Raw genomic sequence first — 23,270 nt, 5'->3', positions numbered from 1 at the left:
CGCCGCCATGATCCCCTTCACCATCGACGATTCCGCGCTCTTCGCCGCTCGCGTCGGCCGGTCGGGCATCGATGCCGCCGCCTTCGCCGCCGGTCTGGCCGGCAAGGGCGGTGCCCTGGCGCGGGTCCGGGCGATGCGGGCGGAGGGCACGCTGCCGCTGCTCGCCCTGCCCGGCCGGCGCGACGACCTGCCGGGGCTGGAGACGCTGGCGCGGGCCATGCGCCGCAAGACCGCGGACGTGCTGGTGCTGGGTACCGGCGGATCGAGCCTTGGCGGCCAGACCATCAACGCGCTGGCGGACCAGGGCTTCGGCCCGCCCAAGGGGACGCCCCGCATCCGCTTCCTCGACAATATCGACCCCGCGACCTTCGCGGCACTCGCCGACCGCGTCGACTTCGCCCGTACCCGCATCCTCGCCATCTCCAAGTCCGGCGGCACCGCCGAGACGCTGATGCAGCTCCTGACCCTGCTGCCGCGGCTGGAGAAGGCGGTCGGCCGCATGGGCGTGGCGGAGCGCCTGGTGGTCGTCACCGAGCCCGCCGACAATCCGCTGCGGCGGCTCGCGACCCGCCTCGGCGCCACCATCCTCGACCACGATCCCGGCGTCGGCGGCCGCTTCTCGGTGCTGTCGCTGGTCGGCCTGCTGCCGACGCTGATCGCCGGGCTCGACGCTGCCCGGGTCCGTGCCGGCGCCGCGGCCGTGCTCGATGCCGCGCTGGCGGCGGAACGGCCGGAGGATTGCGCGCCGCTGCGCGGCGCCGCCGTCAATCTCGCCCATGCCGCGGCCGGGCGGGCGACCACGGTCCTCATGCCCTATGTCGACCGGCTGGCCCATTTCGGGCTGTGGTTCCGCCAGCTCTGGGCGGAGAGCCTGGGCAAGGGCGGCCACGGGACGACGCCGATCCGCGCCATGGGCACGGTCGACCAGCACAGCCAGCTCCAGCTCTACCTCGCCGGCCCGGCCGACAAGATCTTCACCCTGGTCACGCTGGCGGTCGCCGGCAAGGGCGATCGGGCGGCGGCGACCTTCGCCCGCGACCCGGCGCTCGGCTACCTCAAGGGCCGGCGCATGGGCGACCTGCTCGACGCCGAGCAGCGGGCGACGGCGGAGACGCTGATCCGCAACGGCCGGCCGACCCGGGTCATCCGTCTGGAGCGTCTCGACGAGCGCGCGCTCGGGGCGCTCTTCATGCATTTCATGCTGGAAACGATCTTCGCCGCCGACCTCCTCGGCATCGACGCCTTCGACCAGCCGGCGGTGGAAGAGGGCAAGAAGCTCGCCCGCGACTATCTCGCCCAGTCCTGAGGGCCGGGACCGCCGCCCCATGGCCGTCCGCCTGCTGCCGTCGGTCGTCGTCAACCGCATCGCCGCGGGGGAGGTGATCGAGCGGCCGGCCGCGGCGGTCAAGGAACTGGTCGAGAACGCGCTCGACGCCGGCGCCCGCCAGGTCTCGGTGACGCTCGGCGACGGCGGCCAGTCGCTGATCGTCGTCGTCGACGACGGCAGCGGCATGCAGCCGGCCGACCTCGAGCTGGCGGTCGAGCGCCATGCCACCTCAAAACTCCCGGACGACGACCTCGAACGGGTCTCGACGCTGGGATTTCGCGGCGAGGCCCTGCCGTCGATCGGGGCGGTCGCGCGGCTCGCGATCACCAGCCGGCCGCCCGGCGCCGACCAGGCGTGGACGATCCGCGTCGAAGGCGGCGACAAGACGCCGCCCCGGCCGGCCGCCCATCCGCCGGGCACCCGGGTCGAGGTCCGCGACCTCTTCTACGCGACGCCCGCCCGCCTCAAGTTCCTGAAGTCGCCCAGGACCGAGCGCGAGCACGCGCTGGACGCCGTCCGCCGTCTGGCGATGGCCCACCCCGGCGTCGCCTTCGCGGTCGCCGAGGACGGCCGTGCCCTGCTGCGCCTCGCCGCCGGCGGCGACGGCCCCGAGGGCCGGCTCGCCCGGCTGGGCCAGGTGCTGGGCCAGGGCTTCCGCGACAACGCGCTGACGGTCGCCGCCGAGCGCGAAGGCCTGCGGCTCTCCGGCTTCGCCGGCCTGCCGACCTATCACCGGGCGACGTCGGCGGAGCAGTACCTCTTCGTCAACGGCCGGCCGGTGCGCGACAGGCTCCTCTTCGGTGCCGTGCGCGGCGCCTATGCCGACGTCCTCGCCCGCGACCGGCACCCGGCGGTGGCGCTCTTCCTCGATGTCCCCGCCGACGGCGTCGACGTCAACGTCCACCCGGCCAAGACCGAGGTGCGGTTCCGCGACAGCGGCCTGGTCCGCGGCCTCGTGGTCGGCGCGCTCAGGCATGCGCTCGCCGCCGCCGGCCACCGCGCCAGCACCACCGTCAGCGCGGCCGCCCTCGGCGCCTTCCGACCGATGGCGACGACGCCGGGGGCGCCCGGCCCGCCGGCTGCGCCGTACCGGCCCGGCCTGGCCGAGGCGCTTGCGGCCTTCCAGGCCCCCGACGGCACCGGCCCGCGCCTCGGTCTCGACCTGCCGCCGGCCGCACCGGTGGCGGCGGCCACCGCCGCCCCATCCGCGGACCGCCCGCTCGGGGCCGCCCGCGGGCAGCTCTTCAACACCTACATCGTCGCCGAGACCGCGGACGGCCTGGTCCTGGTCGACCAGCACGCGGCGCACGAGCGTCTCGTCCACGAGCGCATGAAGGCGGCGCTCGCCGCGAGCGGGGTCGGACGCCAGACGCTGCTGCTGCCGGTCGTGGTCGAGCTGGAGGCGGCGGCGACGGACCGGCTGGTCCGGCGCGGCGCCGAACTGGCCGAGCTCGGTCTCGTCGTCGAGGGGTTCGGACCGGGCGCGGTCGTCGTGCGCGAGATCCCCGCCATGCTGGGCGACACCGACGTTCCGGGGCTGATCCGCGACCTCGCCGACGAACTGGCCGAACTCGGCCAGACCTTCTCGCTGCGCGAGCGCCTCGATCAGGTGTCGGGCACGCTCGCCTGCCATGGCAGCGTGCGGGCCGGTCGCCGGCTGTCGGCGGACGAGATGAACGCGCTGCTGCGCCAGATGGAGGCGACGCCGAACAGCGGCCAGTGCAACCATGGCCGGCCGACCTATGTCGAGTTGAAGCGGGCCGACATCGAGCGCCTGTTCGGCCGCCGCTGACGGTTCCCCCGATGCCCGGACCCGCCCCTCCCGGACCCGCGCTCCCCGGGCTCGCGCTCTACGCGCACCTGTCCGCGCCGATCGGGCTCGGGTCGGCCGGCCGCGGCTTCGCCGCGGCCATCGCCGCCGCCGGGCTGCCCGCGACGATGGTCGACCTGCCCTGGCCCGCCTCCGGCAGTTCGCGGTCGCCGCTGCCGACCGCCAGCGAGCTCGGCCGGCCGGTCGCGCTCGTCGCCACCAACCCGGACGTCCTCCGCCGCTGCCTCGGCGACGGCACCTATCCCGGTCCCAGCGCCGGCTGTCGCGCCTACACGATCGGCTACTGGAGCTGGGAAGCCCCGGACGGGCTGCCCGAGGCATGGCGCCGCATGTGCCCGCTGTTCGACGAGATCTGGACGCCCAGCGCCTATGGCGCCGCCTGCGTGGCGCCGTTCGTCGACGTTCCGGTCCTGCCGCTGCCGCCGGCCCTGGCACCAACGCCGGCGCACGCGGACTTGGACCTCGAGCGCTTCGGCCTTCCGCCGGGTCCGTTCACGTTCCTTTCCGTCTTCGACGCCCGCAGCAATCTCGACCGCAAGAATCCGGCGGGCGTGATCCGGGCCTTCCTGGCCGCCTTCCCGCGACCGCAACCCCAGGTCCGCCTCGTGCTGAAGACGCGCGGGCTGCTGCCCCGCGACCGCATGGCGCTGGAACGCCTGGCCCCCGGCCGGCCGGACGTCCATGTCCTGAACGGCACCATGTCCGATGCCGAGATGGCGGCGCTGGTGCGGGCGTGCGGCTGCTTCGTCTCGCTGCACCGCGCCGAGGCGCTCGGGCTGGCGATGGCGGAGGCGATGGCGGCGGGCCGGCCGGTGATCGCGACCGCCCATTCCGGCAACCTCGACTTCATGTCGCCGGCCACGGCCGGGCTCGTCGCCTACGATCTGGTCGCCCTGGCCAAGGACAGCCCGCCCTTCCGCCGGGGCGTCCGATGGGCCGAGGCGAGCATCACCCACGCCGCCGACCTGATGCGGCAGGTGCTGGCGCATCCGGAGCGGGTCCAGGCCCGCGCCGCGCGGGGCGCGCGGCAGGTCCGCGAGCTCCTGGCGCCCGAAGCCGTGGGTGCCCGCATCGCCGCCCGCCTCGCGCTCCTGGAGGCCGAGGGACGGATCGCTGCGCCGGCACCGGCGCGGCCGGCAGCGGCCGGACGGCCCGACGGGCCGTCGATCCTGGTGGCGACCCCGGTCAAGAATGCGGCCCGCTACCTCGACCGCTATTTCGCATTGCTCGAGCGGCTGGACCTCGATCCCGCACGCCTGTCGATCGGTCTGCTCGACAGCGACAGCACCGACGACACCTGGGGCCGTCTGCAGGCGCGGCGCCCCATGCTCGAGGCGCGCTTCCGGCGGGTGACCATGGTGCGGCACGATTTCGGCTACCGGCTGCCGCCCGGCCCGCGCTACCAGGCGAGCGTCCAGCGCGAGCGCCGCGCGACGCTCGCCCGGTCCCGCAACCGCCTGCTCTCCGCCGCGCTCCGGGACGAGGACTGGGTGCTCTGGATCGACGCCGATGTCTGCGACTATCCGCCCGACCTCGTCGAGCGGCTTGTCGCCGCCGGCCACGACGTCGTCGTGCCGCACTGCGTGCTGCCCGACGGGCGGACCTACGACCTCAACACGTTCGTCCTGCCGGCGGGTGCGGACGGCGCGCCGCTGGAGGATCCGCGAAACCTGGCCGACGGCGTCTGCCTGCCGCTCCATCCGGTCGGCCGGCGCCACCTTGGCGATTTCCCGGCCGACGCCGGGCCGGTCGAGGTCCATGGCGTCGGTGGCACGGTCCTGCTGGTGCGCGGCGATCTCCACCGCGACGGGCTGGTGTTTCCGGCCGCCCCCTACCGCGGCTACCTCGAGACCGAGGGGCTGGCCGCGCTGGCGCGCGACATGGGCCATATCTGCGTCGGACTGCCGGGCCTGCGCGTCGTCCACCCGGCGATCTGACGGCGACCCCGGTCAGGGCTGGACGCCGACCCGGAAGACGGATTGCGGCGGCGTGTAGCCCCCCGGCATGGCGAGGCCCAGCATCGCCGCCACGCCGGCGCAGTCCGGGTCGCCGTAGGTCGACTGGCAGCCAGCCGGCGTCCCGGGCGTGTTGACGTCGACGTTGGACGTCACGAGAAGGGCGCGCAGATCGGCGACGACGACGTTCCGGTCGGTGTCGAACTCCGGCAGGGTGACGCGGAGGCGGGTCGGAAAGCCGCAGCCGGGCGGGGTATAGGGGCCCGGGCCGTAGCCCGTGCACTCGGCCCCGCCGATATGCACCGGGAACCCGTAGGGCAGCGCGCCGACGGGCCCCGTCACGGTCGGGTAGGCGGGAATGACGGGATAGGCAAACGTCCCCGGATAGGCGGGCAGCGGCGCCGGCACGGTCGAGGGAACCACCCCGTAGGAACCGAGCGGCTGGCCGGAGGTCGCCATGTCGAGCTTGAGGAAGCGGAATCCCCCCGGGGCGGGCCACGCCAGGTTCGGATCGTTGAGCGGCGATGCCGGGAGCGCCGGCGCGCCGACATTGAGCGGGGCGGGAACGCCGAGCGTGAAGGCGATGCCGCGATAGCGGCCATAAGGCACCGCGCCGGTGACCGACTGCCGCAGGTCCGGCGTGCCCCCGGCACACGGCCCCTGACCGTCTTCGAAATCGAGCAGGGCGACGTTCTGGTGCTGCCAGCGCCCGTCCTGGGCGAGGTTCATCGGCACCTGGCGGCCGGCCTCGTCGATCAGTGCGACCTCCGACACGAAGAAGCGGAAATCGGTCGGGAGGATGGTCGAGCCGGTGACGCCGATGCCGCCGTAGCTGGCGCCACAACGGAACGGCGCGTCGCCGACGACAGCGGCGAAGCGGATCGTGTGGATGCCCTCGCCCGATACGCCGGACGAGGCCGGGACGTAGCCGGGCGTCCGCCACCGCGCCTGCTGTGTCGCCGGATCGAGCGTGACCGACGCCTCGCCCGTGAGATCGCCGGTCGGGGGCGGCGTCCCGCAGGCGGCCAGCAGGACGGCGAGGCCACCGAGCGCGATCGAGGGAAGGGCGCGAATCATCGCTTTCTCCGGTATCGCTGCAGACGGCGCCGGCCGCCGTGGCCGGCGGAATCGCTGGATGGGGGCTACTGCGCCCGCGGCTCCTGGCCGACCCGCTTGTTGGCGACCGGGTCGCCGGTCGCCTCCTCGCCCACCATGTCGAAGCGCGGCGTGCAGGCCGCGCCGGACATGGCGGCGAACGTCAGGACCAGCAGCAGGGCACCGCGCAGCGCATTCGCCATCACAACGCTCCCTTGATCGCCTCCACCAGGTCGAGGCGCTCCCACGAGAAGCCGCCGTCGGGATCGGGCGCCCGCCCGAAATGCCCGTAGGCGGCCGTCCGGGCATAGATCGGGCGGTTGAGGCCCAGGCGCTCCCGGATGCCGCGCGGCGACAGGTCGACGATGGAAGGCAGGATGGTGGCCAGACGTTCCTCGTGCTCCATGCCGGTGCCGTAGGTGTCGACATAGACGGACAGCGGCTTGGAGACGCCGATCGCGTAGGACACCTGGATGGCGCAGCGGTCGGCGAGGCCGGCGGCGACGACGTTCTTCGCCAGGTAGCGGGCGGCGTAGGCCGCCGAACGGTCGACCTTGGTCGGATCCTTGCCCGAGAAGGCCCCACCGCCGTGCGGCGCCGCGCCGCCGTAGGTGTCGACGATGATCTTGCGCCCGGTCAGGCCGCAGTCGCCGTCCGGGCCGCCGATGACGAAGCGGCCGGTCGGGTTCACGTAGAACTCGTCCTCGCTGCACATCCAGCCCTTCGGCAGGCAGTTCAGGACGTGCGGGCGGACGATCTCGCGCACCTCCGCCTGCTCGAGATGGGCGGCGTGCTGCGTCGAGACGACGATCGAGGTGGCGCGGACCGGCCGCCCGTTCTCGTAGAGCAGGGTCACCTGGCTCTTGGCGTCGGGCCCGAGGCCGGGTGCCGCGCCCGAATGGCGCGCCTCGGCCAGCGACCGCAGGATGGCGTGCGCATAGTGGATCGGCGCCGGCATCAGGGTCTCGGTCTCGCGGCAGGCATAGCCGAACATGATGCCCTGGTCGCCGGCACCCTCGTCCTTGTTCCCGGCGGCATCGACGCCGACCGCGATGTCGGCCGACTGGGCATGGACGAGGACATCGACCTTGGCGTGCTTCCAGTGGAAGCCCTCCTGCTCGTATCCGATGTCCCGGACCGCGGCCCGCGCCGTCTCCTCGAGCGTCGCGGGCGTGATCGCGGCGGGGCCGCGCACCTCGCCCGCGAGCACGATGTGGTTGGTCGTCGCGAGCGTCTCGACGGCGACCCGCGCCTGGGGGTCGTGGCCGAGATAGAGATCGACGATCGCGTCGGAAATCCGGTCGCAGACCTTGTCGGGATGGCCTTCGGCGACCGACTCGCTGGTGAAGAGATAGGAACCGCGGGGCACGGGACGACGCCTCGTCTTGGGGAAGGACAGCCCTGAGTTGGTGCCGACCCCCGCCGGTTCCGTCAAGCGGTTTCGGTCAAATCGACGGCGTCTGGTCGGCGACCGCCAACGACTTGGTCAATTCGAAGAGACGCTTGCGCACGCCGTTGTCCGGGATGCGGTAATAGGCACGGACGAGATCCATCGTCTCGCGCTTGGCCATCGGATCGGGCTCGTAGGGCGCGGCCGTGGAGGCGGACAGGCCGCGGCGGGCGCGCGAGGTCGGGCCGAGCGCGGCGTCCGGCATCTCCTCGAAGAAATAGGCGATCGGCACTTCGAGCACCCGCGAAAGGTCGAACAGCCGGCTGGCGCCGATCCGGTTGGCCCCCCGCTCGTACTTCTGGACCTGCTGGAAGGTCAGGCCGAGCGCAGCGCCGAGCTTTTCCTGGCTCATTCCGAGTTCGACGCGGCGCTTGCGCACGCGCTGACCGACATGGACGTCGATCGGGTCCGGCGCCTCGGCCTTGCTGCGGGTGGGGCCCTTGCGCGGGCCGCGAACGGATTCTGCCATGATGTTCCTGAAAACGGGGAAGGAGGACAACTTGCTGGTGTAGGTATGGCAGCAGCGACCGACCGTCAACGCCCGCGAGATGTCAATCCTGTAATGGACGGCCCGGCCCCCGGCGACGGCGGCCGAACAGTGCCCCGGCGAGGCCGAGCGCGATCATGGCCAGCGGGACCGCCTGACCGAGCCGGGCGAAGGGCGTCGGCGCCAGCGGACGCGGCAGTTCGCTGTCCAGGACGCCGGCGGCGTCGAGCTCGAGCCGCCCCTGCTCGCGGCCGTAGGCGTCGAAGACCGCGGAAATGCCGTTGTTGGCCGAGCGCACCAGCGGCAGCCCTTCCTCGACCGCACGGGCGCGGGCGATCTCCAGGTGCTGGTGCGGCCCGGCGGTGCGGCCGTACCAGCCGTCGTTGGTCAGGTTGAGGAGCCATTCCGGACGGCGCGCCGGATCGACGACGGCGCCCGGAAAGATGACCTCGTAGCAGATGAGCGGCCCGACCGGCGGCAGACCGTCGAGATCCAGCGTCCGTGGCCCGGGGCCGGCCGAGAAGTCGATCGTGCCCGCCGTCACCTTGGACATGCCGAGGCGCCCGAGAATGGCCCGCAGCGGCAGATACTCGCCGAACGGCACGAGATGCGCCTTGTCGTAGCCGGCGACGACCCGGCCGGTCGGGTCGATCGCCTGCATCGCGTTCCACACCATCGGCGGATCGGTCGGCTGTGGCGTTGTCCGGTTGGTTCCGGTCAGGACCAGCCCGCCCGGCGGCGCCACGGTGGCGATGGCGGCCCGGCGTGAGGGGTCGCGGTCGAGGAAGGACGGGCCCGCGGTCTCCGGCCAGACGACGTGGGTCACGCGGTCGAAACCCGGTCCCTGGGACAGGTCGAGATGACGCTGGAAGATGCCGTCCCGGGCGGCCGGGTTCCACTTGAGGATCTGGGGGATGGAGGCCTGGACGAGACGCAGGCGCACGTCCGGCACCATCTCGACCGGCGCGCCCGACAGGCGCACCAGCCCGAGGCCGGCGATCGCCAGGACGGTGGCGACGGCCGCCGCGGTCGGCGCCCAGCGGCGGACGCCGCCCGGAGCGTCGGCGAGCGTCGCCGGCGCGGCCGCGACGAACACCGCCAGCATCCCCAGGCCCTGCACGCCGAGGATCGCGGCCGCCTGCAGGCTGGCGTCGGCGACGCCCCAGACCTGGCCGACCAGGTTCCAGGGGAAGCCCGACAGGGCCCAGACCCGCACCCATTCGCCGAAGCCCCAGGCAGCCGCGAGCCCCAGCACCCGGTACCATCCCCGGACCTTCAGCGCCCAGGCGAGCCAGGTCGCCAGGCCCGTCGCGCCGGCGAGCAATGCCGGCAGGCCGGTGACGGTGAAGGGCAGCAGCCACCAGAACCGGGCGATGTCGACGAAGAGCGCGGCTGCGATCCAGTAGAGGCCGACCGTGAGGTAGCCGAAGCCGAACCACCAGCCGAGCCAGAAGGCCGATCGCGGCCGCCCTGCCCCGTCGAGCAGCCAGATCAGCCCCGTGAACGCGACGGCCAGCGCCGGCAGCAGGTAGGCCGGCGGCAGGGCCAGGGACGCGAGCGCGCCGAGGCCGAAGCTCGCCGCCCAGCGGCGCCATCCGGCCAGCCCGCGAAGGCGGGCGGCGAGCCGCCCGATGCCGGCCTCGCGCGCGGCCGCCGTCAAGAGCCGGCCGGCTCCGACGGCGCGCGGCGCAGGCGCAGCCGCCGGATGCGCCGCGGGTCGGCCTCGAGAATCTCGAACTCGGCGCCCGAATCGTGGCGGACGACCTCCCCGCGCACCGGGACCCGGCCGGCGAAGGACGCGACGAGCCCGCCGACCGTGTCGACGTCCTCCTCCTCGGCCGCCGCACCGAGCGGGATGCCGGTCCGCGCCTCGACGTCGTGGGGCGATGCGCGGCCGTCGACGAGGAAGCTGCCGTCGGGCCGCTCGACGATCTCGGGCGGGGTGGTGACGACGTCGTGCTCGTCGTCGATCTCGCCGACGATCTCCTCGACCAGGTCCTCGATGGTGACGAGCCCGTCGATGCCGCCGAACTCGTCGACCACCAGCGCCATGTGGATGCGCGACAGCCGCATCTGCTGCAGGAGGTCGAGGACGCGGGTCGACGGCGCGACGAACAGGACCCGGCGCACGAAATTCTCGATGCGCGGCGACTTGCCCGCATCGAGGAAGCCGAGCACGTCCTTGACGTGGACCATGCCGATGACCTCGTCGAGCGTCCCGCGATAGACCGGCAGGCGCGAATGCTGCTCCTCGGCGAAGCGCCGGACGAGGGCGTCGAAGCCGATCGCGGCGTCGACGGCGACGATGTCCGCCCGCGGCACGGCGACATCTCGGGCCGTCTCGTCGCGCAGACGCAGGACATTGGCGATCAGCGTCCGCTCGTGGGTGTCGACCGGGCCCTCCTCCTGGGCCCGCTCCTCGATCAGTTCGGCGATCGACGGGCCGAGCCCGTTCTCGGCCGGCTGCGGGCCGCGCTTGCCGCGCCACCAGTCGCGCAGGCGCCGCAGCCGCGGCCGGGCTCCGCCGACGAAAGGACTAGATCGACTGTCGCCGTCGCTCATCGTCACGCCGCCTCCTCGTAGGGGTCGGCGATGCCCAGGGCGGCCAGCGCCCGAACTTCCAGCGGCTCCATCTCGGCCGCATCCTCCATGGTTTCGTGATCGAATCCCAACAGGTGCAGCGTGCCATGGACGACCAGGTGGGAGAGGTGGTCGCCGAGGCTCTTGCCGGCGGCGGCGGCTTCCGCGGCGGTCGTCTCGTAGGCGATCGCGACATCGCCCAGCAGTGCCGCCTCGCCCGCCGCGAACGACAGGACGTTGGTCGGCTTGTCGAGCCCGCGATACTCGTGGTTGAGCCGGCGCAGCAGGGCGTCGTCGGCCAGCGCCACCGCCATCTCCGTGTCGCCCGCGGGCGGCGGGGCGACGGCCAGCGCCGCCCGGACGGCGCGCCGCACCACCCCCCGCGGATCGGGCAGCGCATCGCGCCACGCCCGGTGGGGAATGCGGATGCCGATGCGGACGCCCATCGCCCGGCCCCCTAGCGGCCCGGACGGCGCGCCGGCGGCGCGGTCGCGTCCCGGGCGTCGTAGGCGCGCACGATGCGGGCGACCAGCGGATGCCGCACCACGTCGGCGTCGCTGAAGCGGACGAAGCCGATCCCCTCGACGTCGGCCAGCGTCTCGACCGCGTCGGTCAGGCCGGAGGGGGTTCCCGCCGGGAGGTCGATCTGGGAGAGGTCGCCGGTCACCGCCATGCGGGCATTGGCGCCGAGCCGGGTCAGGAACATCTTCATCTGGCTCGGCGTCGTGTTCTGGGCCTCGTCGAGGATGACGAAGGCGTCTGCCAGCGTCCGGCCGCGCATGAAGGCGAGCGGCGCCACCTCGATCTCGCCCGACGCCATCCGCTTGGCGATCTGGTCGCCAGGCAGCATGTCGTGCAGGGCGTCGTAGAGCGGTCGCAGATAGGGATCGACCTTTTCGCGCAGGTCGCCCGGCAGGAATCCGAGCCGTTCCCCCGCTTCGACGGCCGGGCGCGACAGGATGATGCGGTCGACCTCCCCGGCGATCAGCCGGTCGACGGCGCAGGCGACCGCGAGATAGGTCTTCCCGGTGCCGGCCGGACCGAGCCCGAACACCAGCGAGTTGGTCCGCAGCGCCCGGATGTAGGTCGCCTGGGTCGGCGACCGCGGCGTGATCGGCCGCTTGCGGGTGCGGATCGTGAGGTCGTCCGACCATGCCGGGGCGCCGCCGGAGATGGATTCGGTGCCAAGGCGCACCGCGGCGTCGACCTCGCCCGGTTCCACGGTCATGCCGCGCTCCAGCCGGCGATAGAGCGACTCGAGGGCCGCCCGGGCGGCGGCGGCGGCGGCCGGCTCGCCGGTGACGACCAGCTGGTTGCCGCGCGACACGATATGGACGCCGAGCGCCGCTTCGATCCGCGCCAGGTTGCGATCGTGCTCGCCGTAGAGCAGCGGCAGCAGGGCATTGTCGGGGAATTCCAGGTGGGTGGGCGCGGCCGCCGGCGCATCGGTCATGCGGCGGCGCCAACGGCCGAGGCGGCCATGGCCGGACCGTCCCCGGGGGGCTGCGTCACCACCCGGCCGGCGAGACTGTTGGGTCTGACGCCGGTGATCTCGACCTCGACCTCGGCGCCGATCAGCCGGACCTTGCCCTCGGCGTGCACCGACTGCAGCCACGGGGTCCGCCCGACGAGCTGGCCGGGGTGACGCCCCGGCTTCTCGAACAGGACCGCGACGCGGCGGCCGACCGTGCGGCGGTTGAATTCGTCCTGCTGGCGCCGCAGCAGATCCTGCACCGCGGCCAGCCGCGCCTGCTTTTCCGGCTCGCCGATCTGCCGGGGCTCGCCGGCCGCGGGCGTCCCCGGCCGCGGGCTGTACTTGAACGAGAAGGCCTGGGCGAAGCCGACCCGCTCGATCAGCGCCAGCGTCTCGGCGAAGTCGCGGTCGCTCTCGCCCGGGAACCCGACGATGAAGTCGGATGACAGCGCGATGTCGGGCCGCGCCCGGCGCAGCCGGTCGACGATCGCCTCGTACTGGCGGGCGGTATGGCGCCGGTTCATCCGCGCCAGAACATCGTCCGATCCCGACTGGACCGGCAGGTGCAGGAACGGCATGAGCGCCGGAACCTCGCCATGGGCCGCGATCAGGTCGTCGTCCATGTCGAGCGGATGGGAGGTCGTGTAGCGGATCCGCGCCAGCCCGGGCACGCCGTCGGCCAGCGCGCGGACGAGCCGGCCGAAGCCCCACGAACGCCCCTCGGGGCCGTCGCCGTGCCAGGCGTTGACGTTCTGGCCGAGCAGCGTGATCTCGCGCGCGCCCAGCGCCACCAGCCGGCGGGCCTCGGCGAGGATGTCGGCGGCGGGGCGGGAATACTCGGCGCCGCGCGTGTACGGCACGACGCAGAAGGTGCAGAACTTGTCGCACCCTTCCTGGACGGCCAGGAACACCGACACGTCCTGCGCCTCCGACGGCTGCGGCAGGGCGTCGAACTTCGGCTCGGCCGGGAAATCGGTCGCGACGATGCCGCGTCCCGGGCCGGACGCCGGCCCGGATGCGGCGCGGGTCGCCCGGGCGATCAGTTCCGGCAGCTGGTGATAGGACTGCGGCCCGACGACGATGTCGACGTGCGGGGCGCGGCGCACGACCTCCGCCCCCTCGGCCTGGGCGACGCAGCCGGCGACGGCGAGCAGCAGGTCGCCGCCCTCGGCCTGCCGGGCCGCCTTCAGGGGGCGCAGGCGACCGAGTTCGGAATAGACCTTCTCGCCCGCCTTCTCGCGGATATGGCAGGTATTGAGGATGACGAGATCGGCCTCGTCCGCGTCATCGGTGAGCGCATAGCCGAGCGGCGCCAGGACGTCCGCCATGCGGGCGGAGTCGTAGACGTTCATCTGGCAGCCGTAGGTCTTGAGGTGCAGCTTCCTGGTCAATGCCGTATCGCCCCGTTCGCGCGGACCAAGCGTCCCACGCGAGCGATCCTCCTGGGACCGGGGCCGCCGCGACCCTAGCACCGCGCCGGGGGCTGTCAAGTGACGCTTCCGCGAGGCGCCGGCGGCCGCATCGTCACGCGGTCGCCGGATCTCCCCGCGCCGGTGCCGGTGCCGGCGCCGTGGCCGCGGGCCAGCGGCCGGCGAGCGCCCGGTCCATGCCGGCCACCACGGCCGACCGGCAATGGGCGGCGAGCGCCTTGCGCGACCCGAACTCCTCGATGGTCACCGGCGGGTGGAACTCGACCGAGACGGTGCAGTCGCCGAGCCCCGCCAGCCTCCACAGATGGCCGCCGAGATCCATGTCCCCGTACCAGGCATAGAAGGGTCGCAGGCCGTGCCCGAGCGGGATGCCATCGAGCCGGACATAGGCGATCGTCACCGGCTGGATGGTGAGCGGGCGCCCCTCCACCCGCCGCTCGGCGACGGCGAAGAGCGCGGTCTTGAACGGCAGGACGCGGTTGCCGTCGCTGCTCGTGCCTTCCGGGAACAGGATCAGGTCGTCGCCCGCGGCCAGCCGGCCGGCGATCTCGTCCCGCTGCTCGGAGGCGCCGGTCCGCCGCTGGCGGTCGACGAAGACCGTCCGCTGCAGCTTCGCCAGCCAGCCGAAGAGCGGCCAGCCCGCCACCTCGGCCTTGGCGACGAAGCTGCCGCCGATCAGCGAGCCCAGCACGGCGATGTCGAGGTAGGAGCAATGGTTGACGACGAACAGCGTCGGATGATGCGGCGCGCGCTCGCCGTGCCGCTCGACCCGCATGCCGAGGATGCGCAGGCAGACGCGATGGTAGAAGAGGGGCAGGCCGACGGCCGTGCGGCGGCTCGTGCGGATCGCCAGCCACTGCACCGGCATCAGCGGCAGGGTGAAGAGCAGGTAGAGCGTGAGCCGTACCGCGGCCAGGACCGGGGACCCCATGCCCTCAACCCTCTCGCGAGCGGCGCTCGTAGTGCTTGTAGTACTTGTCGGTGACGAGGTCGGTCTTGACGACGATGCAGATGTCCGTGGTGTTGAACTGCTCGTCCACCACCGCCCCGTCGCCGACGAAGCCGCCGAGGCGCAGATAGCCCTTCACCAGCGGCGGCAGGACGGCCAGCGCCCGGAGCGGCTCGACCGCCTCCGGCGGCAGCAGCCGCATGTCGACATAGCGGTCCTCGAGCGCCCGCGGCCGCAGCGGCTCGGGCGCGAGATGATGGTAGTAGAGGTAGGAGAGGGGCAGCGCGAGCGTGGCCGGGTCGGTGCCGGGCAGGCTGGCGCAGCCGAACATCAGCGAGATGCGGTGATGGAACACGTACTCCGCGATGCCGCGCCACAGGAGCTGCATCGTCGGGCGGGTCCGGTAGCCGGCATCGACGCAGGATCGGCCGAGCTCGAGAATCTCCCCGGGCAGCCGCTCCAGCTTGGCGATGTCGTATTCGGCGGCCGAGTAGAAGCCGCCATGCTGCGCCGCCACCGTCCGCCGGATCAGCCGGTAGGTGCCGACCACCGACGAGGCCCCCTCGCCGCGGCCGTGGTCGATGACCAGGAGGTGGTCGCACAGGGGGTCGAAATCGTCGAAGTCGCGCGCGCGGCGCGCCATCTCCGGCGTCGGCCGGGCCGCCATCTCCTCGTAGAAGACGCGGTAGCGCAGCGCCTGCGAGGCGTCGATCTCCGCCGCTGTCCGCGCCAGCCGCACCTCCATCGCGCCGGATCGGATGGAGAGCGCTCCGTCCCCGCCCGGACCTTCGGCCGCCTCGGCGGGAGCGGGCGGGACAGGCCCGGCGGAACTCGTCTCGGCGGTCATCGGAGATCCGGATCAGCGCTTCTTCGCGCGGTCCAGCGGAACGCCGTAGAGCTCCAGCCGATGTCCGACCAGCTTGAAGCCCAGGCTGGCGGCGATCCGCTCCTGCAACGCCTCGATCTCCTCGTTGTGGAACTCGATCACCCGGCCGCTCTCCACGTCGATGAGATGGTCGTGGTGCTCGTCGGGCGTCTCCTCGTAGCGCGCACGCCCGTCACCGAAATCGTGGCGGTTGAGGATGTTCGCCTCCTCGAACAGCCGCACCGTGCGGTACACGGTGGCGATCGAAATCCGCGGGTCAATCTCGGTCGACCGGCGGTGGACGGACTCCACGTCGGGGTGGTCCGTCGATTCCGACAGCACCTGCGCGATGATGCGCCGCTGTTCGGTCATCTTCAGGCCCTTGTCGATGCAAAGGCGTTCGATACGCGAGGGCACCGGGCTCTCCGTTTTCGGTCGATCCATGACTATACCCGCTCAGGGGTTTCGCGACCATGGTTGCCCGGACCAGCGTCGGATTTCCAGTTGCCGGACAAACCATTAGCGCGAACGAGACTTAACATCAAGGCATCCACCGAGCCGTCCCGGCGCCGGTAGTAGCCCCGGCGGCGCCCGACCGGTGCGAAGCCGGACCGGCCATAGAGGGCGAGCGCGGCGGGATTGTCGACCGCGACCTCGAGATGGACGGTGGCGACGTCGGCGGGAAGGCCGGCCACGGCATGGTCGAGCAGTCGCCGTCCGCAGCCCGCCCGCCGGCGGCCGGGCGCGACGCCGATCGTCAGGATCTCCGCCTCGTCGGCGGCATGCCGCACGAGCACGAAGCCGATCGGCTCGTCCGCCTCGACCAGAGCAGCGCCGCGGACGCCGGGCTGGGCGAGCAGGCTCGCCCAGGCATCGGCGTCCCAAGCATCGTCGGGGAAGCAGGCGCGATGCAGGGCGGCGAGCCATGCGCCGTCGCCGGGGCCGATGGCGAGGATCCTCACGCCGGCGCCGCGACGGTGACGTCGGGCGGCCGGAGGTAGCTCGGCCGCGCCGGCGGCATCGCCTCGCCGGCCGCCAGCATGGCGGCGGCGGTCGCGGCGACGTCGGCCGCATCGGCCGGATCGGCGCGCAGCACCTCGAACTGGACGCCAACCGCGGCCAGGGCGGCGGCGAGCAGGCCGGCGGCGTCGCCGGCGAGGGCGACCGGTCCGCGCAGGGTCCGGCGCAGGCGCTCCGCGGCGGCGGCCGGCGTCGCCATGAAGGGCGCCTCGGCCCCGCCCGGCGGGAACCATTGCAGGAACAGTTCCGCGCGACGGCTGTCGAGCGCGACCAGCAGCGGCCGGCCGGGCGCGGCGCCCGCCGCCTCGGCATGGACGCGGAAGCTCGATACGCCCCAGGCCGGCACGCCGGCCGCCAGCGCCACGCCCTGGGCGAGCGCGAGGCCGACGCGCAGGCCGGTGAAGCTGCCGGGTCCGGTCGTCGCGACGACGCCGTCGAGCGGCACCCGGCCGCCGGGCGCGTCCAGGACCGCCGCCACCAGCGGCGCCAGGTGCTGCGCATGGCCGCGCTCGGTCGCAAGACGGCGCGCGGCGACCACGCGGCCGTCCCGCCACAGGGCCGCCGAACAGGCGGCCCCGGCCGAATCGAGCGCCAGCAGGGTCAGCCCCATGGTGCGCCGAAGCGTTCGATGCTAGCCAAGCCCTTCTCCATTCCCGACCACGGATCCGTCATGCTCGTTCCCGTGGATGCCGCCCGCGCCGGCATCGTCGTCCAGCTCGCCTACGCCACGCCGGACAACCTCTCCGGCGCCCCGATCTACCGCAATCCCGTCTGCCTACTGCACGCGGCGGCCGCCGAGCGGCTGCACGCGGCGAGCGAGATCGCCGCCGGCCTCGGCCTCCGCCTCAAGATATTCGATGCCTACCGGCCGCCGGAGGCGCAATGGCGCCTCTGGGAGGCCTGTCCCGACCCGACCTTCGTGGCCGACCCGCGCCGTGGGTCGCCCCATTCGCGCGGCGTGGCGATCGATCTGACGCTGGTCGACGGCTCGGGCCGCGAGCTCGCGATGGGGACCGGCTTCGACGCCGTCGTCGACCAGTCGCACCACGGCCGGTCCGACGTACCGGTCGAGGCCCAGCGCAACCGCCTCCTCCTGCTCGGCATCATGACCGCGGCCGGCTGGGACCACTATCGCAAGGAGTGGTGGCACTACCAGCTCTTCGACGCCCGGCGGTTCCCGCTGATCGCCGACGGCGCGATGGGGCCGCCCCTGATGTAGGGCGGCCGCCCGGTTCACATGACGGCGCGGACTTCCTGCACTTCGGGAATGTAGTGCCGCAGCATGTTCTCGATGCCGCTCTTCAGGGTCGCCGTCGAACTCGGGCAGCCGGCGCACGAGCCCTGCATGTGCAGGTAGACGACGCCGTCCTCGAACCCGTGGAAGACGATGTCGCCGCCGTCCTGGGCCACCGCCGGACGGACCCGGGTGTCGAGCAGTTCCTTGATCTGGACCACGATCTCGTCGTCGTCGCCGGCCTCGGCCGGCGCTGCGCCCTCCGCCGGCAGCAGCACCGGCCGACCGGAGGTGAAGTGCTCCATGATGGTGCCGAGGATCGCCGGCTTCAGGACATACCAGTCCTTCGCGGCGGTCTTCGTCACCGTGACGAAGTCGCTGCCGAGGAAGACGCCGGCCACGCCCTCGACCTCGAACAGGCGCTCGGCCAGCGGCGAGCGGGCGGCCGCGCTGCGGTCGGCGAAGTCCGCGGTGCCGGAGGACATGACCTCCCGGCCCGGCAGGAACTTGAGGGTGGCCGGGTTCGGCGTGGTTTCGGTCTGGATGAACATGATGGCTTCTCCCGGAGGCGCCGGAAATTCTTGACCCGACCCCCAATCTGGGCGGTCGCCCGCCCCCGATCAACCATGCTGCCGTCGGGGTCTTGCCCAGCCCCCTGCCCCGGTCAGGCGAGGGCGGCGATCTGCGCGTCGGTGAGCGAGCCCGGCACGATGGTGACCGGGATCTTCAGGCGATGGGAGTACTTGCCGGCAAGGTAGCTGATGAGCGGCCCCGGCCCGTCCGGGGAGGTCGAGGCGGCCAGCACCAGGATCGAGATCGAGGGATCCTCGTCGATGAGCTGGAGCAGGGCGTCGCGCCGGCGGCCCTCGCGGATGTAGATGATCGGCAGGGCGCCGGCGAGCGGCTCGACCTCGGCCGCGGCCTTGGAGATCAGGGCCTCCGCCTCGGCCCGCTTCTCCTCGCGCATCAGTTCCTTGACGCCCATCCACTGGCCGTCGTCGTCGGTGTCGACGACGTAGAGGAGCGCGACCCGCCCACCGGTGCGGCGGGCGCGCCGGCAGGCGTAGCGCAGGGCCACGACCGACTCCTCGCTTTCGTCGACGACCACCAGAAAGATGCGCGGCATGGCAGCGGCGGCTTCGCTCATCGCGTCAGTTGCGGCGGAAGATGATACCGGCCAGCCATCCTGCCACCGCCGCGACCAGCACGGCAATGATGCCGTAGAGCGCAGCATAGCGGTGCGCGATGTCCGCCATGTCGGCGCCGACCCCGATCTTGCTGACGACGAGCGGCGTCGCCTGGGCGGCGACCACCTCGCCGTCGCGGACGAGGAACACGTCGACCGTGTAGGTGCCGGTCGGGACGTTGGCCGGAAAGCGGATGTTGGCGCGGAACAGGCGCTCGCCGAGGAACCGCACCTGCCCCTGGTCCCGGGAATAGAGCCCCTCGTCGATCTTGCGCCGGATCAGCGCCTCGCGGAACCGGCTGGCGACGTCGGGCGACGGTTCGCGGCGGGCGTCGAAGCGCAGGAAGGTGGTGCCGAACTGCTCGCGCTGGCGCACGGCCGGGCTGGTGAACTCCGTGACCGGGCGCGTCGCCGCGATCGCGAAATAGGCCGGGACCCGCTCGAAGCGCACGCTTTCGACATTGACCCAGAATCCCGCCACCCGGCCCTTGCGCCGGACGGTCGCCTGCCCTTCGGGCCCGCGCACCAGGACGACGATGTCGCCCGGGCCGTCGGTGGCGCCGAACAGCACGACGTCGCTGCCGGTGAAGCCGGTGGTGATCGCGATCAGATGGGTCGAGACGTCGGCGGTGAGCGGGTCGGCCGCGGCCGGCCGCGCCATCGGCACCCAGAGGAGCACCAGGAGGAGGAAGCGCAGGGCGGCGGCGGCCGGGACCATCTGTCCGGCTATTGCCGCTGGGTGACGACGGTGAAGAGGTCGCCCGGGGTCAGGAGGAGGTCGACGAGCAGTTTGCCGGCGACCGCCAGCAGCAGCAGGGCGAGCAGGCCCCGCAGCTGCTCGCCGCGCAGGCGGGCACTCATGACCGATCCGAAATGCGAGCCGACGACGCCGCCGATGAGCAGGATGAAGGCGAGCAGGGCATCGACCGTCTGGTGCTGGATCGCCTGCAGCAGGGTGGCGCTGGCGGCGACGAAGACGATCTGCACCTGGGCGGTGCCGGGAACCACCTGGGTCGGCATGCCGAGCAGGTAGATCATCGCCGGCACCATGACGAAGCCGCCGCCGACGCCCATCACGCCCGACAGGATGCCGATGCCGAAGCTGAGGAGGAGCGGCATCAGCACGCTGATATAGAGGCGCGAGCGCGGGAACCGCACCTTGAAGGGCAGCCCGTGCATCCAGAAATGCTCGTGCAGCCGGCGGCGGCCGGCGGCGGCGTGCCGGCGCCGCATCAGCGTCCGGGTCGCCTCGATCGCCATCAGGATGCCGACCGTACCGAGCAGCACGACATAGCTCAGCGAAATGAAGAGGTCGATCTGCCCGAACCGGCGCAGCAGACCGAACAGCAACACGCCCGCCACCGAGCCGACGAAGCCGCCTGCCACCACCACCCCGGCCATCCGCAGATCGATGGTGCGCCGGCGCCAGTGGGCATAGGCGCTGGTGACGCCGCCGGCGATCACCTGGTTGGCCGTGGAAGCCACGGCGACGGCCGGCGGGACGCCGATGAAGATCAGGAACGGCGTCATCAGGAAACCACCGCCCACCCCGAAGACTCCGCCGAGGAATCCCACCCCCGCACCGAGGCCGATCAGCAGGAAGATGCTGACGGACATTTCGGCGATCGGAAGATAGACGGTCATTGTCCGGTTTTTGGCCCGGCCGGAAAATAGAATCGGGTCCGGTCTGGGGCCGGACCCGACTCGCAGGCTACGCTCAAGCCCCCGCGGGCGGAAGGGTCTAAGGCTAGGTCTGCCCTGCCGGGGCTAGCGGGCGTGTTGCGGGCGCAACATCCCGACGATGTCGTAGACCTCCGCCAGGTGTGGCGCCGCGATGGCGTCGGCCCGTTCGGCCCCGCGCGCCAGGATCGCGTCCATGTGGTCCGGCGCCGCCACCAGCCGCTTCATCTCCGCCCCGATCGGCCCCAGCACCGAGACCGCGAGATCGGCCAGCCGCTCCTTGAAGGCCGAGAATTGCGCACCCGCGAACTCGGCCATCGTCGCCTCGCGGCCGATCCCGGCGAGCGCCGCATAGATGTCGATCAGGTTTTCCGCCTCCGGCCGTCCGGCCAGCCCCTCTATGCTGTCCGGCAGCGGCAGCGGATCGGTCTTGGCGCGGCGGATCTTGAGCGCGACGGTGTCGGCGTCGTCGGTCATGTTGATGCGCGAATAGTCCGACGGATCGGACTTGCTCATCTTCTTGGTGCCGTCGCGCAGGCTCATCACCCGCGTCGCGGTGCCGAAGATCTGCGGCTCGGGCAGCGGGAAATACTCGATCCCATAGTTGCGGTTGAAGGCGCCGGCGATGTCCCGGGCCAGTTCGAGATGCTGCTTCTGGTCCTCGCCGACCGGGACGTGCGTCGCCTTGTAGAGCAGGATGTCGGCCGCCATCAGCACCGGATAGGAATAGAGGCCGAGCCCCGCCATGTCGCGCTGCTTGCCCGCCTTCTCCTTGAACTGGGTCATGCGGTTGAGCCAGCCGAGCGGCGTCATGCAGCCGAGCACCCAGGCGAGCTGGGAATGGCCCGCGACCGTGCTCTGGTTGAAGATCGTGCAGCGCTCCGGATCGACGCCGGCGGCGATGTAGGCGGCCGCCACCTCCCGGGTGCTCGAGCGCAGCGCGGCCGGATCCTGGGGCAGGGTGATCGCGTGCAGGTCGACGATGCAGAAGATGCAGTCGAAATCGTTCTGCAGCACGACCCAGTTGCGGATGGCACCGAGATAGTTGCCGAGGTGCAGGTTGCCGGTCGGCTGGATGCCGGAGAAGATTCGGTTCATTGCGGCTGATCCCGGGGGAAGGCCGGCGGTTATCGCCCCTGCCCGCAGCCGGGGTCAAGCGCGGCGCCGCCGCAGAAGCTGTCGCAGTTCCGAGGGTCGCGCCGCGCCGGTGGCGAGCGCGGCGATGCCATAGGCCGCCAGGCCGGCCGCCACCAGGAGCGCCAGTCCGCCGAACCGGGCGGCCGAGCCGAGCCCCACCAGCCAGGGTTCCAGCAGCCGATCGGCGACCCACAGCGCGGCGGCCATCGCGATCGCCGCCGCCAGGATCCGCGGCAGGCGCGCCAGCAGGGCGCGGTCGGGCCGGAACTGCCCGCGCCGGCCCAGGACCGCCAGCATCACCGCCAGCGAGAGCCAGCCGGCCGCCGTCGTCGCCAGCGCCACGCCGACATGGCCGAGCGGGCCCATCAGCAGCAGGGTGAGACCGGCATTGACGACGAAGGAGAGGGCGGCGATGCGCACCGGCGTCGCCGTGTCCTCGCGGGCGAAGAAGCCGACCACGGCGACGCGGCCGAGCACGAAGGCCGGCAGGCCCGCGGCATAGGCGACGAGTGCGGCCGCCGTCGCCGTCGTGTCGCCCGCATCGAACCGGCCGCGCTCGTAGAGGGTGCGCACGATCGGCTCCGCCAGCACGGCCAGCGCCAGCGCCGCCGGCAGGGTGACGACCAGCGCCAGGGCCATCCCCTGTCCGTGCGTGCCGTGCGCCGTCTCCGGGGTGGCGGAGCGCAGCTCGCGGGCGAGCTGCGGCAGGATCACCGTCGCCACGGCGATGCCGACGATGCCGAGCGGAAGCTGGTTCAGGCGGTCGGCATAGTAGAGATGGGCGATCGATCCGGCGGGCAGGAGCGACGCCAGCATCGTCGAGACCAGCAGGTTGATCTGGGTGATGCCGGCGCCGACGACGCCGGGCGCCATCAGCCGCAGCAGCCGCACCGTCTCGGGCGTCAGCCGCGGGCGCGGCAGCCCGAGCGGGATGCCGGCCCGCGCCGCCGCCAGGGCGAGCCAGAGGAACTGGAGGATGCCGGCGACCGCGACGCCCCAGGCGAGCGCGTGTCCGGGCGTCGGAAACTGGTCCGCGAACAGGAGCAGCGCCGCGATCAGGGACAGGTTGAGGAGGATCGGCGCCGACGCCTGGGCCGCGAACCGGTCGAGGGCGTTGAGCACCCCGCCATAGAGGGCGACCAGCGATATGAAGGCGAGGTAGGGAAAGGTGATCCGCGTCAGTTCGACGGCGAGGGCGAAGCGTCCGGGCTCGTCGGCGAAGCCGGGCGCGATCGCCCGGACCACCCACGGCATGGCGAGCTCGGCCGCGACGACGAGGAGCAGGATCGCCCCGAGCAGGAAGGACAGCGCGTCCTCGGCGAAGATTCGCGCCGCCTCCCGGCCGTCTCGGGCCGCCCGCCCGGCGAAGAGCGGCACGAAGGCGGCGCTGAACGCGCCTTCGGCGAAGAGGGAGCGGAAGAGGTTCGGCAGCCGCAGGGCGACGACGAAGGCGTCCGCCACCGGCCCGGCGCCGAGGAAGGCGGCGGTCAGCACCTCGCGGGCGAAGCCGAGCACCCGGCTGACGGCGGTCAGCCCGCCGACCGTCGCCACCCGGTGCAGCAGCGCCATC

General features: G+C 72.7%; 24 protein-coding genes. 4 read left to right on the top strand and 20 right to left on the bottom strand.

Annotation, left to right across the window (positions count from 1 at the left end):
* The first annotated feature begins 7 nt into the window (after positions 1-7).
* From ACE3Q3_RS00520 to ACE3Q3_RS00510, 3 genes are read left to right on the top strand one after another with little or no spacing between them, the layout of a single operon-like run.
* Positions 8-1,306, top strand: coding sequence for a glucose-6-phosphate isomerase (locus ACE3Q3_RS00520; RefSeq protein ID WP_374440170.1), 1,299 nt, complete (start codon positions 8-10; stop codon positions 1,304-1,306).
* Positions 1,307-1,325: 19 nt separating this feature from the next.
* Entirely contained in the window at positions 1,326-3,119 is a 1,794-nt protein-coding gene (mutL, locus tag ACE3Q3_RS00515; protein ID WP_374440167.1) for a DNA mismatch repair endonuclease MutL, read from the top strand.
* Between the two features lie 11 nt (positions 3,120-3,130).
* The gene (locus tag ACE3Q3_RS00510) at positions 3,131-5,095 is read left to right on the top strand and encodes a glycosyltransferase (protein ID WP_374440165.1); all 1,965 of its coding nucleotides are present in this window, start codon (positions 3,131-3,133) and stop codon (positions 5,093-5,095) included.
* Positions 5,096-5,107: 12 nt separating this feature from the next.
* Here ACE3Q3_RS00510 and ACE3Q3_RS00505 read toward each other — a convergent pair whose 3' ends face one another.
* The 14 genes from ACE3Q3_RS00505 to tsaB all read right to left on the bottom strand — a co-directional run bounded on the left by ACE3Q3_RS00505 (position 5,108) and on the right by tsaB (position 17,073).
* On the bottom strand, positions 5,108-6,190 hold the full coding sequence (locus tag ACE3Q3_RS00505) for an MbnP family copper-binding protein (protein ID WP_374440162.1): 1,083 nt from the start codon (positions 6,188-6,190) through the stop codon (positions 5,108-5,110).
* A 65-nt stretch (positions 6,191-6,255) separates the two neighbouring features.
* A complete protein-coding gene (locus tag ACE3Q3_RS00500; protein WP_374440159.1) occupies positions 6,256-6,411 on the bottom strand; it encodes a hypothetical protein in 156 nt (51 codons plus the stop codon).
* On the bottom strand, positions 6,411-7,577 hold the full coding sequence (gene metK / locus ACE3Q3_RS00495) for a methionine adenosyltransferase (protein WP_374440156.1): 1,167 nt from the start codon (positions 7,575-7,577) through the stop codon (positions 6,411-6,413). Before metK ends, ACE3Q3_RS00500 begins: the two co-directional genes overlap by 1 nt.
* Positions 7,578-7,653: 76 nt before the next feature.
* On the bottom strand, positions 7,654-8,127 hold the full coding sequence (locus ACE3Q3_RS00490; protein ID WP_374440276.1) for a helix-turn-helix domain-containing protein: 474 nt from the start codon (positions 8,125-8,127) through the stop codon (positions 7,654-7,656).
* An 82-nt stretch (positions 8,128-8,209) separates the two neighbouring features.
* The gene (gene lnt, locus ACE3Q3_RS00485) at positions 8,210-9,805 is read right to left on the bottom strand and encodes an apolipoprotein N-acyltransferase (protein ID WP_374440153.1); all 1,596 of its coding nucleotides are present in this window, start codon (positions 9,803-9,805) and stop codon (positions 8,210-8,212) included.
* Complete coding sequence (locus ACE3Q3_RS00480; RefSeq protein ID WP_374440273.1) at positions 9,802-10,707, bottom strand: hemolysin family protein; 906 nt, start codon at positions 10,705-10,707, stop codon at positions 9,802-9,804. Before ACE3Q3_RS00480 ends, lnt begins: the two co-directional genes overlap by 4 nt.
* A 2-nt stretch (positions 10,708-10,709) precedes the next feature.
* Positions 10,710-11,171, bottom strand: a complete 462-nt coding sequence (gene ybeY, locus ACE3Q3_RS00475; protein WP_374440151.1) for an rRNA maturation RNase YbeY — start codon at positions 11,169-11,171, stop codon at positions 10,710-10,712.
* An 11-nt stretch (positions 11,172-11,182) separates the two neighbouring features.
* The gene (locus tag ACE3Q3_RS00470) at positions 11,183-12,178 is read right to left on the bottom strand and encodes a PhoH family protein (protein WP_374440149.1); all 996 of its coding nucleotides are present in this window, start codon (positions 12,176-12,178) and stop codon (positions 11,183-11,185) included.
* Entirely contained in the window at positions 12,175-13,590 is a 1,416-nt protein-coding gene (gene miaB / locus ACE3Q3_RS00465) for a tRNA (N6-isopentenyl adenosine(37)-C2)-methylthiotransferase MiaB (RefSeq protein WP_374440146.1), read from the bottom strand. Before miaB ends, ACE3Q3_RS00470 begins: the two co-directional genes overlap by 4 nt.
* Before the next feature lie 133 nt (positions 13,591-13,723).
* A complete protein-coding gene (locus ACE3Q3_RS00460; protein WP_374440144.1) occupies positions 13,724-14,560 on the bottom strand; it encodes a lysophospholipid acyltransferase family protein in 837 nt (278 codons plus the stop codon).
* 4 nt (positions 14,561-14,564) lie between these two features.
* A complete protein-coding gene (locus ACE3Q3_RS00455) occupies positions 14,565-15,323 on the bottom strand; it encodes a GNAT family N-acetyltransferase (protein ID WP_374440142.1) in 759 nt (252 codons plus the stop codon).
* Between the two features lie 114 nt (positions 15,324-15,437).
* Positions 15,438-15,860, bottom strand: coding sequence for a Fur family transcriptional regulator (locus tag ACE3Q3_RS00450; protein WP_374440139.1), 423 nt, complete (start codon positions 15,858-15,860; stop codon positions 15,438-15,440).
* A 29-nt stretch (positions 15,861-15,889) separates the two neighbouring features.
* Positions 15,890-16,405, bottom strand: coding sequence for a GNAT family N-acetyltransferase (locus ACE3Q3_RS00445; RefSeq protein ID WP_374440137.1), 516 nt, complete (start codon positions 16,403-16,405; stop codon positions 15,890-15,892).
* Positions 16,402-17,073 (bottom strand): tRNA (adenosine(37)-N6)-threonylcarbamoyltransferase complex dimerization subunit type 1 TsaB, encoded by a 672-nt coding sequence (gene tsaB / locus ACE3Q3_RS00440; RefSeq protein WP_374440134.1) that lies wholly within the window; start codon positions 17,071-17,073, stop codon positions 16,402-16,404. Before tsaB ends, ACE3Q3_RS00445 begins: the two co-directional genes overlap by 4 nt.
* A 60-nt stretch (positions 17,074-17,133) precedes the next feature.
* Here tsaB and ddpX point away from each other — a divergent pair, with 60 nt between their 5' ends.
* Positions 17,134-17,682 (top strand): D-alanyl-D-alanine dipeptidase, encoded by a 549-nt coding sequence (ddpX, locus tag ACE3Q3_RS00435; protein ID WP_374440131.1) that lies wholly within the window; start codon positions 17,134-17,136, stop codon positions 17,680-17,682.
* Positions 17,683-17,696: 14 nt separating this feature from the next.
* On the opposite strand, the gene ACE3Q3_RS00430 is transcribed toward ddpX, so the two are convergent.
* The 6 genes from ACE3Q3_RS00430 to murJ form a co-directional block, all read right to left on the bottom strand.
* Positions 17,697-18,248 carry a NifU family protein gene (locus ACE3Q3_RS00430; RefSeq protein WP_374440128.1) on the bottom strand — a complete coding sequence of 184 codons (552 nt, stop codon included), beginning with the start codon at positions 18,246-18,248 and terminating at the stop codon, positions 17,697-17,699.
* Positions 18,249-18,361: 113 nt separating this feature from the next.
* The gene (locus tag ACE3Q3_RS00425; RefSeq protein ID WP_374440126.1) at positions 18,362-18,823 is read right to left on the bottom strand and encodes a universal stress protein; all 462 of its coding nucleotides are present in this window, start codon (positions 18,821-18,823) and stop codon (positions 18,362-18,364) included.
* A 25-nt stretch (positions 18,824-18,848) separates the two neighbouring features.
* The gene (locus ACE3Q3_RS00420; protein ID WP_374440123.1) at positions 18,849-19,601 is read right to left on the bottom strand and encodes a TIGR02186 family protein; all 753 of its coding nucleotides are present in this window, start codon (positions 19,599-19,601) and stop codon (positions 18,849-18,851) included.
* Between the two features lie 8 nt (positions 19,602-19,609).
* Positions 19,610-20,527 (bottom strand): sulfite exporter TauE/SafE family protein, encoded by a 918-nt coding sequence (locus tag ACE3Q3_RS00415; protein ID WP_374440120.1) that lies wholly within the window; start codon positions 20,525-20,527, stop codon positions 19,610-19,612.
* 123 nt (positions 20,528-20,650) lie between these two features.
* Positions 20,651-21,661 (bottom strand): tryptophan--tRNA ligase, encoded by a 1,011-nt coding sequence (gene trpS, locus ACE3Q3_RS00410; protein WP_374440118.1) that lies wholly within the window; start codon positions 21,659-21,661, stop codon positions 20,651-20,653.
* Positions 21,662-21,715: 54 nt separating this feature from the next.
* Complete coding sequence (murJ, locus tag ACE3Q3_RS00405; protein WP_374440115.1) at positions 21,716-23,269, bottom strand: murein biosynthesis integral membrane protein MurJ; 1,554 nt, start codon at positions 23,267-23,269, stop codon at positions 21,716-21,718.
* Between the last annotated feature and the right edge of the window lies 1 nt (position 23,270).

Source organism: Allostella sp., from assembly GCF_041913585.1.
GTDB lineage: Bacteria > Pseudomonadota > Alphaproteobacteria > ATCC43930 > Allostellaceae > Allostella.
Note: the sequence above shows the minus strand (reverse complement) of the source record. Positions and strands in the feature narration are given on the sequence as shown.

Excerpts from the sequence above, each read along its gene's own strand:
- ACE3Q3_RS00520 (WP_374440170.1), top strand. The coding sequence starts at position 8 with ATGATCCCCTTCACCATCGACGATTCCGCGCTCTTCGCCGCTCGCGTC.
- mutL (WP_374440167.1), top strand. The coding sequence starts at position 1,326 with ATGGCCGTCCGCCTGCTGCCGTCGGTCGTCGTCAACCGCATCGCCGCG.
- ACE3Q3_RS00510 (WP_374440165.1), top strand. The coding sequence starts at position 3,131 with ATGCCCGGACCCGCCCCTCCCGGACCCGCGCTCCCCGGGCTCGCGCTC.
- ACE3Q3_RS00505 (WP_374440162.1), bottom strand. The coding sequence starts at position 6,190 with ATGATTCGCGCCCTTCCCTCGATCGCGCTCGGTGGCCTCGCCGTCCTG.
- ACE3Q3_RS00500 (WP_374440159.1), bottom strand. The coding sequence starts at position 6,411 with ATGGCGAATGCGCTGCGCGGTGCCCTGCTGCTGGTCCTGACGTTCGCC.
- ACE3Q3_RS00490 (WP_374440276.1), bottom strand. The coding sequence starts at position 8,127 with ATGGCAGAATCCGTTCGCGGCCCGCGCAAGGGCCCCACCCGCAGCAAG.
- ACE3Q3_RS00480 (WP_374440273.1), bottom strand. The coding sequence starts at position 10,707 with ATGAGCGACGGCGACAGTCGATCTAGTCCTTTCGTCGGCGGAGCCCGG.
- ybeY (WP_374440151.1), bottom strand. The coding sequence starts at position 11,171 with ATGGGCGTCCGCATCGGCATCCGCATTCCCCACCGGGCGTGGCGCGAT.
- ACE3Q3_RS00470 (WP_374440149.1), bottom strand. The coding sequence starts at position 12,178 with ATGACCGATGCGCCGGCGGCCGCGCCCACCCACCTGGAATTCCCCGAC.
- ACE3Q3_RS00460 (WP_374440144.1), bottom strand. The coding sequence starts at position 14,560 with ATGGGGTCCCCGGTCCTGGCCGCGGTACGGCTCACGCTCTACCTGCTC.
- ACE3Q3_RS00455 (WP_374440142.1), bottom strand. The coding sequence starts at position 15,323 with ATGGAGGTGCGGCTGGCGCGGACAGCGGCGGAGATCGACGCCTCGCAG.
- tsaB (WP_374440134.1), bottom strand. The coding sequence starts at position 17,073 with ATGGGGCTGACCCTGCTGGCGCTCGATTCGGCCGGGGCCGCCTGTTCG.
- ddpX (WP_374440131.1), top strand. The coding sequence starts at position 17,134 with ATGCTCGTTCCCGTGGATGCCGCCCGCGCCGGCATCGTCGTCCAGCTC.
- ACE3Q3_RS00430 (WP_374440128.1), bottom strand. The coding sequence starts at position 18,248 with ATGTTCATCCAGACCGAAACCACGCCGAACCCGGCCACCCTCAAGTTC.
- ACE3Q3_RS00425 (WP_374440126.1), bottom strand. The coding sequence starts at position 18,823 with ATGCCGCGCATCTTTCTGGTGGTCGTCGACGAAAGCGAGGAGTCGGTC.
- ACE3Q3_RS00420 (WP_374440123.1), bottom strand. The coding sequence starts at position 19,601 with ATGGTCCCGGCCGCCGCCGCCCTGCGCTTCCTCCTCCTGGTGCTCCTC.
- ACE3Q3_RS00415 (WP_374440120.1), bottom strand. The coding sequence starts at position 20,527 with ATGACCGTCTATCTTCCGATCGCCGAAATGTCCGTCAGCATCTTCCTG.
- trpS (WP_374440118.1), bottom strand. The coding sequence starts at position 21,661 with ATGAACCGAATCTTCTCCGGCATCCAGCCGACCGGCAACCTGCACCTC.
- murJ (WP_374440115.1), bottom strand. The coding sequence starts at position 23,269 with ATGGCGCTGCTGCACCGGGTGGCGACGGTCGGCGGGCTGACCGCCGTC.